Genomic DNA, 11,797 nt, shown 5'->3' with positions numbered 1-11,797 from the left:
CCCCCCCCCCCCCCCCCCCCCCCCCCCCCCCCCCCCCCCCCCCCCCCCCCCCCCCCCCCCCCCCCCCCCCCCCCCCCCCCCCCCCCCCCCCCCCCCCGCTGCCAGGTCCGGAGTGCCTGCAGGCGGGGCACTGCCGCCTCCGAAGGAGACGCGGACGGTCCCGGCGCCGCCGCCGGCACCCGCACCGTCAGCGCGTGGGGGTCCACGCGGGCCGTCATCGTGGTGACGGACCCCGAGGGGTCCCCGTCGAGCTGCGTGGCGATCGGGTCACCGGACCACATGGTGACCTCCCGGGCACGGTAGTAGCTGATGACGGGGATACCCCCGCGGTGCCGCAGGAGGATCTTCGCGGCCATCCACGTCCAGCCGAGGAGACTGCGCGGGCTGAGCACCACGACGTCGAGGTAGCCGTCGTCGATCACCGCATCCGGCACGAAGTCCACGCCCGCCGGCAGTTTCCCGCAGTTCGCCACGAGCAGGCTGCGGACCTTGCGGCTCTGGGGCGGCTGGCCGTCCAGGCTGATGGAGATCCGGCGCCGGCGGCCGGGCAGGTGCCGGACGCCCGCCTCGCTGTAGGCGAGCCACCCGAACTTCTCCTTGAGGTCCTGTTTCGCGTCGGTCATCACGCTGGCGTCGAAGCCCACGCCGCCCATCACCAGGAACGGGTGCTCGGCGGTGACCTGCGTGCGGTCGTTGCGCAGGCTGATCCGCGCCATGTCGATCCGGCGTTCGTGGCCATGCAGCGCGAGGCGGAGGCAGCCGGCCACATCGTTGTAGGGCAGGCCGAGGTTGCGCACCAGCAGGTTCCCGGTGCCGAGGGGCAGCAGCCCCAGCGCCGTCGGGCTGTGCGCGAGGACCTGCGCCACGGCGCGCACCGTGCCGTCGCCGCCCGCCGCGAGGACGACGTCGGCCCCGGCCTCGAGCGCCCGGGCGGCCTGGCCCGTCCCCGGGTCCTCGATGGTGGTCTCCAGGACCAGGGGAGGATCCCAGCCTGCGTCCGAGCAGGCCTGTTCCACGAGCGCCCGCGTGGCGGCGGCCTGCAGCTTCGAGGGATTCAGCACCAAGGCGACCCGCTGCGGGCCCTCGGGCACCGGCGTCGGCTCGTGGACTGAGGCGGTGGGGGTGCGGGTCTGCTGGAGCCGCCGGACCGACCAGTAGCTCTGGAGGGACGCGGCGGCGGCGGACGCCGCGGCGGTACCGGCGAGCAGTTTGCGGCGCATGGTCATCCACAATAGCGGGACCGCCCGGCCGGGCAGGCGGGCCCGCGGGCTTGGGTAGTCTTGGGCGTGTGATCGACGTAAACGACCTCCGCCTGAATCCCGAGCAGTTCCGAGCATCGCAGCGCGCCCGCAGGGCGGACGAGTCCCTCGTGGACGCCGTCCTCGCGGCGGACACCCGGCGCCGCGAGTCGGTCACCTCCTACGAGACGCTCCGCGCCGAGCAGAACGCCTTCGGCAAGAGGGTGGCGCAGGCCCGGGGCGAGGAGAAGCAGGCCCTCCTGGCCGAGGTGAAGGAGCTCGCCGCGGCCGTCAAGGCCGCCTCCGCCGGGTCCGAGGAGGCCAAGGCCGAGCAGGAGGCGCTGCTGCGCAAGCTGCCGAACCTCGTGCAGGACGGCGCGCCCGAGGGCGGCGAGGACGACTACGTGGTCGTCAAGACCGTCGGCACCCCACGGGACTTCGCCGCCGAGGGCTTCGAGCCCCGCGACCACCTCGAGATCGGCGAGCTGATCGGCGCCATCGACATGGAGCGCGGCGCGAAGGTCTCAGGATCCCGCTTCTACTTCCTCAAGGGCGTCGGTGCCCGGCTCGAGATCGCGCTGCTGCAGATGGCCATGGACCAGGCGGTCACGGCCGGCTTCACCCCCATGATCACCCCCACGCTCGTGCGTCCCGAGACCATGCAGGGCACCGGCTTCGACATCGCCCACGACGCCGAGATCTACCGGCTCGAGGCGGACGACCTCTACCTCGTGGGTACCTCCGAGGTGGCCCTCGCCGGATACCACTCCGACGAGATCATCGACCTCACCGCCGGCCCTGTCCGCTACGCGGGCTGGTCCTCCTGCTACCGCCGGGAAGCGGGCTCGCACGGCAAGGACACCCGCGGCATCATCCGCGTGCACCAGTTCAACAAGGTGGAGATGTTCACGTACACCACCGTCGAGGACGCCGCCGCCGAGCACGAGCGCCTCCTCGCCTGGGAGGAGGAGATGCTCGCGAAGGTCGAACTGCCCTACCGCGTGATCGACACGGCGGCGGGCGACCTCGGGATGTCCGCGGCCCGCAAGTTCGACTGCGAGGCCTGGGTCCCCACGCAGGGCGACTACCGCGAGCTGACCTCGACCTCCAACTGCACCACCTTCCAGGCACGGCGCCTGAACATCCGCGAGCGCCAGGAGGGCGAGGGGCAGAAGGGGACACGCGCCGTCGCCACCCTCAACGGCACGCTCGCGACCACGCGCTGGATCGTGGCGATCCTCGAGCACCACCAGAACGCCGACGGCTCGGTCACGGTGCCGGCGGCGCTGCGTCCTTATCTCAACGGGATGGAAACCTTCCCGGTATCGGTGCCGCGCTAGCAGGGCGTCGGCGGCGTCTGGTTCACTGAGGTATGAGTACCTTGAGCAACGTCGGCACCGACGACCGGCCGGAGAACCGCAAGCACCACCTCATCGCCCTCGACGTCGACGGCACCCTCGTGGACCACGAGGGGTCCATGACGGAGGAGGTCCGTGATTCCGTGCGGGCGGTCATCGAGGCCGGCCACGACGTCATCATCGCCACCGGGCGGTCCCTCGGGGCCACGCTGCCCGTCATCGGACTCCTCGGCATCACCCGGGGGCACGCGGTGTGCTCCAACGGCGGGGTGACGCTCAGGATCGATGCGGACCTGCCCGGAGGCTTCGAGGTCCTCGAGCGCGTCACCTTCGACCCGAGGCCCGCCCTGACCGCGCTGCGCGAACGGCTCCCCTCCGCCAAGTACGCCCTCGAGGACGACCGCGGCAGGTTCCTGTCCACCGAGAGCTTCCAGGACGCGAGCTTCGGCTCCGAGGCGCAGAACGTGGACTTCGAGGAGATGCTCGAGAGCCGCGCCGTGCGCGTGGTCGTCTTCAGCACCGACTCCTCGGCCGAGGAGTTCGGCCACGCCGTCGCGGCCATCGGGCTGCACGGGGTGACCTACTCGGTGGGCTGGACCGCCTGGCTCGACATCGCGGCCGCAGGCGTCACGAAGGCCACGGCCCTGGAGTCCCTCCGCCGGAGCCTCGGGACGGATCCCGGCCTCACCGTGGCGGTCGGCGACGGCCGCAACGACGTCGAGATGCTCCAGTGGGCCGGCCGCGGGGTCGCGATGGGGCAGGCTCCGGAGGAGGTCCGTTCCATCGCCTCCGAGGTCACGGGCAGCGTGCTCGACGACGGCGCGGCGAAGGTGCTGCGCTCGCTGGTCTGACATCCGGCCCTTCCAGGCCGCGGCCGGCCGCCGGCCGCCGGCAGGGGTGGTGGTTCAGTACGCGAGGCTCGCCTCGGGGAGCGACGCCGGTCCGTAGGCCAGATCCAGCAGGCGGGCGGCGGCGGGCCGCGTGGCCCACTCCTCCATCCAGTGCGACCGGACGACGGCGCGGCTCACGGCCTGCGTGGTGATGCCGAGTTCCTGGGCCACGTACTTCTGCTGCCCCCGCGCGCCCGGCGTCATGAGGTCGAGCACGGCCCACTCCGCGTCGGTGCGTGTGGAGACGATCTGCCCGAGCAGCCGGAGGACCGCCTCCGCCTCCGCGGCGATCCCGCCGTCAGGCCCCTCGACCGCCAGCGGGATCCGCTCACCGGTCTTGCGTGCCCGGTCCACCGCCCTGCGCGCGTAGACCAGCCCGTAACCCTGGGCGTCGACGATCCGCTGGGGCACCGGGGGCGTGAGCCCGCCGACGCCGATCCCCACGTGCCAGCGCCGGTAGCGGACGGCGCGCAGCGCGGCGTCGACGGCCGTGGTCGCCGAGCCGACCACGGCCTGCACCTCGTCGCCCACCGAGCGCTGGAACGGGATCACGGTGGGCAGGTGGCGCAGTGCCTTGAGCAGGTCCTCCACGAGGTCGCCCACCTCGCGCGAGTCGCGCTGGTTGATGGTCAGGACGTAGTGCATGGCATCAGTATGGACGCCGCGCACTGCTTCTCAACTCATTTGCGTTGATATTCCGCGCGCCCGGCTGTCCGTTCCCTGACCCGGAGCGCCGTCTGCCCCCGGATGCACGGGGGCTCCCGCCCATCCGTGATGTGCGGGAGCCCGGTGCTGAGCTGCTTGCAGCGCCTCGGGTACTAGCGGCCCTCGGGCGTCTCGGTGGCGTTCTTCGCCTCGACGTCCACGGAACGGCCCTGCGGCTCGTCCTGTGCGCTGCCCTCGCCGACCTCCTTGAAGCGCTTGAGCGACGCCTCGACCTCGGCCTCGGCCTCCTCACGGCCGGCCCACTCGGCGGCTTCCACCCACTTGCCCGGCTCCAGGTCCTTGTACTTCGTGAAGAAGTGCTTGATCTCATCGAGCAGGAAGTCGGAGACGTCCGACAGGTCCTTGATGTGCTCGAAGCGGGCGTCGACGGGCACGCAGAGGACCTTCGCGTCTCCGCCGCCGTCGTCGGTCATGTTGAAGACGCCGATGGGCCGGGACTCGACCAGGACGCCCGGGATCAGGTCGAAGTCCTGGAGCAGCACGAGCGCGTCCAGCGGGTCGCCGTCCTCGCCCAGCGTGTTCTCGAAGTAGCCGTAGTGCGTGGGGTACTGCATGGACGTGAACAGGACACGGTCGAGGCGCAGCCGGTGGGTGTCGTGGTCGATCTCGTACTTGACGCGCGAGCCCTTCGGGATCTCGATGGTGACGTCGATCTTCATGGCAACTCCTGGGGGTGGGTCTATGGGGGACCGGCTGCGGCCGCGCCCTCCGGGGAGGGGAGCCGCGCCGGTCTACTGTTTAATCGTCAGCCCTAACATATCGGTCGGCCGCCGGTACCCGGGCATTTCCGCCCGGTTTCGGTGCTGCCCCGCGAAACCTCGAGAAAGGACCTCCCGTGCGCCCGCTCCGCCTGCTGACCGGTCTCCTCCTGGTCCTGGTCATGGCGGCCGTCGCAGTGCCCGTCACCACCCACGTCATGCCGCACGTCCTGGCGGCCGTGAACCCGCCGCCTCCGGTGGAACCGCCCGTCACCCCGGCGCTGCAGGTCCCGCCCACGGCCGTGGCCGTGCCCGACGTCGTCCCCGCGCTCTCACCGTCGGCCCCCGCACCCGCCCCGGCGGTCCTCGGTGCGGAGCTCGACGCGGCCCTGCAGCTGGCGGGTCCGGGCAGCTTCGCGGGCACCGTCGTCGACTCCTCGGACGGCAGCGTCCTGTACACGCGGGACGCCGGGCGCGTGCAGCCCCCGGCGTCGAACATCAAGCTGTTCACCGCCGTCGCCGCCCTGACCTTCGGGCAGCCCGGGGACACGCTGACGACGTCGGTCCTGGCGTCCGAGGCCGAGGCGGGAGATCTCTACCTGCGCGGGGGCGGCGACGTCCTCCTCGGCTCGGGCACCTCCGATCCTGCCGCCGTCGTCGGGCGGGCGGGGCTGGGGACGCTCGCGGCCGACGCCGCTGCAGCCCTCGCCGACGGTTCCGGGCCGTACTCCGTGTACCTGGACGACACCCTGTTCGCCGGCGCGACCCTGAACCCCACCTGGGCGCAGGGGGACATCGAGGCCGGGGAGATCGCCCCGCTGCATCCGCTCGCGGTCAATTCCGCCTGGGTCGAGGAGGGACGCACCGCCGGGCCACGCTCCCAGGATGCAGCCCTCGACGCGGCGCGTCTCTTCACGGCGGCCCTCGTCCCCGCCGCGGCGGAGCGAGGCATCACCGTGCTGCCCGAGGTGCAGCGCTCGACGGCGCCCGACGACGCCGAGGCGCTGGCTGCCGTCGAGTCGGCACCGCTGGAGGATCAGGTGCGCCGCATGCTGGAGATCTCCGACAACTACCTGGCCGAGGCACTGGCGCGGATCGCCGCCCTCGACAGCGGGCGCCCGGCGTCCTTCGGAGGGGCCACCGAGGCACTCACCGCCGCGGCCGCCCGCCTCGGCGTCCCTCAGGAGGGGCTTCTCGTCGGGGATGCGGCGGGATTGTCCGTCCGGAACGCCGTCTCGCCGGACCAGCTCGCCACGCTGGTCCGCGGGACCACCACCTCGGGGGAGGAGGGGCTCGCCGCCGTCGCCCGGTCCCTGCCGATCGCCGGTCTGACCGGCACGCTGGCCGCACGCTTCACGCCCGACGCCGGACCGGCCGGGGCCGGCGCGGGACTCGTGCGGGCGAAGACCGGGACGCTCAACGCCGTCACCGGGCTCTCGGGGCACGTGGTCACGGCCGACGGACGCCTCCTCGTGTTCTCCTTCCTCGCCCTCGGGCTGGAGGGCAACACCGCCGAGGCGCGAGCTGCCGCGGACGCTGCAGCCGCCGTGCTCGCGGGCTGCGGCTGCCGGTAGCCGTCCCGGCGCTGCGCCTCCGTGCTCCCTGCGCCCGGCACGGCCCTCCGGACCCGTGCCGGTCGCTCCCGTCCGGCGAGCCCCGGTGGCGGACCGCACGGGGCACATCCTCCGCCGTCGCCGCCCTGCCCATCCCTGGGAGCCCTCGTCAGCGGGATGTGATCGAATAGGCCCATGTCCAGGAACGAGTCCGCAGTACCCCGCCCGCAGCTGGTCAACTGGGACATCGCGGCCTCCACCGCCGCGTCCCTGACTCCCGCCGGTCCCACCATGAAACCGGCGGAGATCGCCCGTGCCGTCCAGAACATGCGCGAGCTCGCCGATGCGTCGGTGGGGCACGTCCATGCCATCTCCCGCCTCGACGCCGCCCGCGACCTCCGCGATTCCGAGCTGCTGGTCGTCGACCGCGCCTCCTGGGCGAAGGCGAACTCGCAGAGCTTCCGGACCCTCATGGACCCCGCACTGGACCAGCTCGCGGCCTCGCGCCCCGAGGTCCTGCAGTCCGCGTCGCTGGTCCTCGGCGGCACCGTCACGGGCGCCCAGCTCGGCGCCATCCTCGCATTCCTCTCCAGCAAGGTGCTCGGACAGTACGACCCGTTCGTGCCCTCGCGCAACGGGCAGGGCGGGCGGCTCATGCTCGTGGCACCGAACATCATCTCGGTGGAGCGCGAACTGAACGTCGACCCCTCCGACTTCCGGCTCTGGGTCTGCCTGCACGAGCAGACGCACCGCGTGCAGTTCGCGGCCGCGCCGTGGTTGAAGGACCACATGACCGGGCATATCGGACAGCTGACATCCGGGCTGATCGACAAGGCCGACACGCTCTCCGACCGGCTCGGCGCCGTCGTCAGGAACATCACCGCGGGCAAGGCCCGTGCACGCGGCGAGGGCACGACGGTGGAGGGCGCCCCGCCCCAGAACCTGGGCGTCCTGTCGATCCTCCAGGACCCGGACGACAAGGCCCGCCTGTCCCACCTCACCGCCGTCATGAGCCTGCTCGAGGGCCACGCGAACGTCGTGATGGACGGCGTGGACGGGAGCATCGTCCCGTCCGTCAAAACCATCCGCCGCCGCTTCAACGCCCGCGGCAAGTCCCGCGGTCCGCTCGAGAAGGTCATCCGGCAGCTCATGGGCCTGGACGCGAAGATGCGCCAGTACAGCGACGGCTCGAAGTTCGTGCGGAGGGTCGTCAGCCAGACCGGCATGGACGGCTTCAACGCGGTGTGGGAGTCGGCATCGCACCTGCCCACCGAGCGCGAGATCCACGCTCCCGACGAATGGATCGACAGGATGAGCCTGCACCGCCATGGGTAGGCGCCCGCGGCTGCTTCCCGCCGTCGGCACCGCACGGAACCTCCTGGTGGCGAGCCTCGAGGGGATCCTCGCCGAACCCGCGCCCCGGAACGGACGCGGCTCCGGCGGGCCGGACGCACCATCCGGCGACACCGCCACGTCGGTCGCCCCGGAAGGACCGGCCCGTGATGCGGCGGGCGCCGCGCCCTCCGAGGCCACCCTCCCGTCCAAGGGGCTTCCTCTCGTGCTGGTGGCCTGCAGCGGCGGCCCGGACTCGCTCGCGCTCGCAGCCGTGGCCGCGCACCTCGCACAGACCGGGCGCTGCCGTGTCGGCGCCGTCGTCGTCGACCACGGGCTCCAGCCCGGCAGTGCCGCGACGGCGGAGCGGGCCGCGGATGCCGCCCGCGGCCTCGGCCTCGACCCCGTCGAGGTGCACCGCGTCGTCGTGGACGGCGACGGGATGGGCCCGGAGGCGGCCGCCCGGAGCGCCCGCTACGCCGCACTCGACGCCGCCGCCGGGCGCCTCGGGGCGGCGGCGGTGTTGCTCGGCCACACGCTCGACGACCAGGCGGAACAGGTGCTGCTGGGCCTCGCCCGCGGATCCGGTACGCGTTCCCTCGCGGGGATGCCGGCGCGCCGCGGCCTCTACCTCCGGCCGTTCCTGGAGCTGCGCCGCGCGGACACCGAGGCCATCTGCGACTTCTACCACCTCGACCCCTGGCACGACCCGTCCAACCTCGATCCCGCCTTCGCCCGCTCCCGCGTGCGGGGCGAGGTGCTGCCCTTCCTCGAGGACCGGCTGGGCCCGGGGATCGCCCAGGCCCTGGCGCGGACGGCCCGCATCCTCGGGCAGGACGCGGACCTCCTGGAGGAGCTGAGCGCCGAGGCGTACGCCTCGCTGCGGATCCCGGGCGAGGACGGCGCGGTGCTCCTCCCGGAGGACGGACTGCGGGGACTGCCCGCGGCCCTGAGGCAGCGCGTCCTCGCCCTCGCCGCCCTCGAGCTCGGGGCGTTCCAGCCGAGTTCCGAGCGGCTCCGAGCCGCGGAGTCGCTGCTGCAGCGCAGGGGATCCGCCGGCCCGGTGCAGCTGGGCGGGAAGGTCAGCGTCCACCGCCAGGTGCGGGGCCGCGCGGTTCTCCGGGGGGAAGCAAGCTATGGCAATCTTGTCCTTAGTAACAATGGCAGCAACGATGGCCCCGGTGTGACGCGCTCACGCCGACCTACCCAGGAGTAATCGGTGGATTCCAACGACGTCCGGTCAGACCTCAAGCACGTCCTCTACACCAAGGAGGAGATCCAGCAGCGGATCAACGAGCTGGCACAGCAGATCGACGCCGACTACCAGGGCCGCGACATCCTCCTGGTGGGTGTCCTGAAGGGCGCCGTGATGGTCATGGCGGACCTCGCCCGCGCCCTGCACTCGCACATCACGATGGACTGGATGGCCGTCTCCTCCTACGGCTCGGGCACGCAGTCCTCGGGTGTCGTGCGGATCCTCAAGGACCTCGAGACGGACCTCATGGGCAAGCACGTGCTGATCGCCGAGGACATCATCGACTCCGGCCTGACCCTGTCGTGGCTCAAGGCGAACCTCCTGTCCCGGGGCCCTGCCTCCGTCGAGATCTGCACGCTCCTGCGGAAGCCGGACGCCGCAAAGGTGGAGATCGACGTTAAGTACGTGGGTTACGACATCCCCAACGAGTTCGTCGTGGGTTACGGCCTCGACTTCGCGGAGAAGTACCGCAACCTCGATTTCATCGGCACGCTCGCACCGCACGTCTACGAATAGGACGCACCCGGCGACGGCCGGGCAGTACGCCTAGAGGGAACTATCGGTCCGATCCGCGCGTGCTCCATCTCGGACGGTGTATATGTTGAGGTGCCCCCGGGGCACCCGCGTGGCAGTGCGCCCGCATACTTTTACTTGCATCAGCAGGAGGGACAGGGCTTGCCGCCCTGAGACGAATGACATTCAAGAACATCTTCAAGGGTCCCGTCTTCTGGATCGTGCTGGCGGTCGTGGCACTCCTCCTGGTCCTCCCGAGTCTCTTCGGCACCAGCACCCGGATCGACACCGACGAGGGTCTGAGGCTCCTGCAGGAGGACAGGGTCGAGCAGGCGAAGATCTACGATGGCGAGCAGCGTGTCGACCTCACCCTGAGCGAGGACTACGAGGACAAGGGCCGCAGCGTCCAGTTCTACTACAGCACCGCGCGCGCCGAGGGCATCGTCGACGCCATCAACGCGTCGGACGTCGACGGCTTCACCGACCAGCCCGCCGAGAGCAACTGGCTGCTCAGCCTCGCCGGCCTCATCTTCCCGATCCTGATCCTCGGCGTCATCTTCTGGTTCCTCCTCAGCCGCATGCAGGGCGGCGGGTCCAAGGTCATGCAGTTCGGCAAGTCCAAGGCCAAGCTGATCTCCAAGGACATGCCGCAGGTGACCTTCAACGACGTCGCCGGTGCGGACGAGGCCGTCGAGGAACTGCTCGAGATAAAGGAGTTCCTGCAGGAACCCGCGAAGTTCCAGGCGCTTGGCGCCAAGATCCCCAAGGGCGTCCTCCTCTACGGCCCTCCCGGGACCGGCAAGACCCTCCTCGCCCGCGCGGTCGCCGGTGAGGCCGGGGTCCCCTTCTACTCCATCTCGGGCTCCGACTTCGTGGAGATGTTCGTCGGCGTCGGTGCGTCCCGCGTCCGTGACCTCTTCGAGCAGGCCAAGAACAACTCTCCCGCCATCATCTTCGTCGACGAGATCGACGCCGTCGGACGCCACCGCGGTGCCGGCGTGGGCGGCGGCAACGACGAGCGCGAGCAGACCCTCAACCAGCTCCTGGTCGAGATGGACGGCTTCGACGCCACCACCAACGTGATCCTCATCGCGGCGACCAACCGCCCCGACGTCCTCGATCCCGCCCTCCTGCGCCCTGGCCGTTTCGACCGCCAGATCGGCGTCGAGGCCCCGGACATGAAGGGGCGCGAACACATCCTCTCCGTGCACTCCAAGGGCAAGCCCATGGCGTCCGGCGTGGACCTCAAGGCCGTGGCGAAGAAGACCCCCGGCTTCACGGGCGCCGACCTCGCGAACGTCCTCAACGAGGCCGCACTCCTCACCGCCCGCTCCAATGCTCAGCTGATCGACGACCGCGCACTGGACGAGGCCATCGACCGCGTCATCGCGGGCCCGCAGAAGCGCAGCCGCGTGATGAAGGAACTCGAGCGGAAGATCACGGCGTACCACGAGGGCGGCCACGCCCTGGTGGCGGCGGCGCTGCGCAACACGGACCCCGTCACGAAGATCACGATCCTTCCGCGCGGACGCGCCCTGGGCTACACCATGGTCATGCCGAGCGACGACAAGTACTCGGTGACGAGGAACGAGCTGCTCGACCAGCTGGCCTACGCCATGGGAGGACGGGTGGCCGAGGAGATCGTCTTCCACGACCCGTCCACCGGCGCCTCGAACGACATCGAGAAGGCCACCGGGACCGCGCGCAAGATGGTCACGCAGTACGGCATGAGCGAGCGCATCGGCGCCGTGAAGCTCGGACAGGGCGCCGGCGAGCCGTTCCTCGGACGTGACATGGGCAGCGACCGCGACTACTCCGACCAGATCGCCCTCGTGGTCGATGAGGAGGTGCGCCGCCTCATCGACAACGCGCACGACGAGGCCTACCAGATCCTCACGGAGAACCGCGACGTGCTCGACCGCATCGCCCTGGAACTGCTGGAGCGCGAGACGCTCAACCAGGCCGAGATCGCCGAGGTCTTCTCGGCGATCCGGCAGCGCGAGCTGCGCGAGGTGTGGCTGTCCAAGCAGACCCGCCCCGTGCACTCGCTGCCTCCGGTCACGTCACCGAAGGAACGCGCCGAGGCGCTCGAGAGCGGCAGGCCCGCGCCCGAGTCCGTGGCCCCGCAGGACCAGATCGCGGACGCGAACCTGCCCGGTGACTTCGACGTGCACGGCTCGGAGCTCCCCTCACCCGCATCGGGCGAAGGCCACCGGGAGGCCGGGGACAGCTAG

At 71.3% G+C, this 11,797-nt stretch carries 10 protein-coding genes; 7 read left to right on the top strand and 3 right to left on the bottom strand.

Translation table 11 applies throughout. The features are described from left to right. Positions 1–1,220, bottom strand: a 1,220-nt coding sequence (locus tag ACX80N_RS08640) for a diacylglycerol/lipid kinase family protein (protein WP_459339042.1), incomplete at its 3' end; no start/stop codon positions are given. A gap of 68 nt (positions 1,221–1,288) precedes the next feature. Between ACX80N_RS08640 and serS the strand changes: the two genes are divergently transcribed. Continuing rightward, entirely contained in the window at positions 1,289–2,578 is a 1,290-nt protein-coding gene (gene serS, locus ACX80N_RS08635; RefSeq protein ID WP_459339041.1) for a serine--tRNA ligase, read from the top strand. Positions 2,579–2,610: 32 nt separating this feature from the next. Continuing rightward, positions 2,611–3,447: an HAD family hydrolase gene (locus tag ACX80N_RS08630; RefSeq protein ID WP_105032286.1), complete on the top strand. Its 837-nt coding sequence runs from the start codon at positions 2,611–2,613 to the stop codon at positions 3,445–3,447. Positions 3,448–3,501: 54 nt separating this feature from the next. On the opposite strand, the gene ACX80N_RS08625 is transcribed toward ACX80N_RS08630, so the two are convergent. Together ACX80N_RS08625 and ACX80N_RS08620 are read right to left on the bottom strand one after the other, a co-directional pair. Continuing rightward, positions 3,502–4,131, bottom strand: coding sequence for a hypothetical protein (locus ACX80N_RS08625; RefSeq protein ID WP_459339040.1), 630 nt, complete (start codon positions 4,129–4,131; stop codon positions 3,502–3,504). 173 nt (positions 4,132–4,304) lie between these two features. Beyond that, complete coding sequence (locus ACX80N_RS08620; RefSeq protein WP_459339039.1) at positions 4,305–4,871, bottom strand: inorganic diphosphatase; 567 nt, start codon at positions 4,869–4,871, stop codon at positions 4,305–4,307. A 176-nt stretch (positions 4,872–5,047) separates the two neighbouring features. Between ACX80N_RS08620 and dacB the strand changes: the two genes are divergently transcribed. The 5 genes from dacB (at position 5,048) to ftsH (ending at position 11,797) form a co-directional block, all read left to right on the top strand. Then, positions 5,048–6,484 carry a D-alanyl-D-alanine carboxypeptidase/D-alanyl-D-alanine endopeptidase gene (gene dacB / locus ACX80N_RS08615; protein ID WP_459339038.1) on the top strand — a complete coding sequence of 479 codons (1,437 nt, stop codon included), beginning with the start codon at positions 5,048–5,050 and terminating at the stop codon, positions 6,482–6,484. 174 nt (positions 6,485–6,658) lie between these two features. After that, the gene (locus ACX80N_RS08610; RefSeq protein WP_459339037.1) at positions 6,659–7,798 is read left to right on the top strand and encodes a zinc-dependent metalloprotease; all 1,140 of its coding nucleotides are present in this window, start codon (positions 6,659–6,661) and stop codon (positions 7,796–7,798) included. Continuing rightward, entirely contained in the window at positions 7,791–9,011 is a 1,221-nt protein-coding gene (gene tilS / locus ACX80N_RS08605) for a tRNA lysidine(34) synthetase TilS (RefSeq protein ID WP_459339036.1), read from the top strand. Before ACX80N_RS08610 ends, tilS begins: the two co-directional genes overlap by 8 nt. A gap of 3 nt (positions 9,012–9,014) precedes the next feature. Next, positions 9,015–9,566 (top strand): hypoxanthine phosphoribosyltransferase, encoded by a 552-nt coding sequence (hpt, locus tag ACX80N_RS08600; RefSeq protein ID WP_105032291.1) that lies wholly within the window; start codon positions 9,015–9,017, stop codon positions 9,564–9,566. 176 nt (positions 9,567–9,742) lie between these two features. Beyond that, a complete protein-coding gene (gene ftsH / locus ACX80N_RS08595) occupies positions 9,743–11,797 on the top strand; it encodes an ATP-dependent zinc metalloprotease FtsH (protein WP_105032292.1) in 2,055 nt (684 codons plus the stop codon).

This window comes from Arthrobacter sp. MDT2-16, assembly GCF_054510925.1.
Note: the sequence above shows the minus strand (reverse complement) of the source record. Positions and strands in the feature narration are given on the sequence as shown.

Coding starts and splice junctions, on each gene's coding strand:
- ACX80N_RS08610 (WP_459339037.1), top strand. CDS start 6,659: ATGTCCAGGAACGAGTCCGCAGTACCCCGCCCGCAGCTGGTCAACTGG.
- ACX80N_RS08630 (WP_105032286.1), top strand. CDS start 2,611: ATGAGTACCTTGAGCAACGTCGGCACCGACGACCGGCCGGAGAACCGC.
- ftsH (WP_105032292.1), top strand. CDS start 9,743: ATGACATTCAAGAACATCTTCAAGGGTCCCGTCTTCTGGATCGTGCTG.
- tilS (WP_459339036.1), top strand. CDS start 7,791: ATGGGTAGGCGCCCGCGGCTGCTTCCCGCCGTCGGCACCGCACGGAAC.
- ACX80N_RS08625 (WP_459339040.1), bottom strand. CDS start 4,131: ATGCACTACGTCCTGACCATCAACCAGCGCGACTCGCGCGAGGTGGGC.
- ACX80N_RS08620 (WP_459339039.1), bottom strand. CDS start 4,871: ATGAAGATCGACGTCACCATCGAGATCCCGAAGGGCTCGCGCGTCAAG.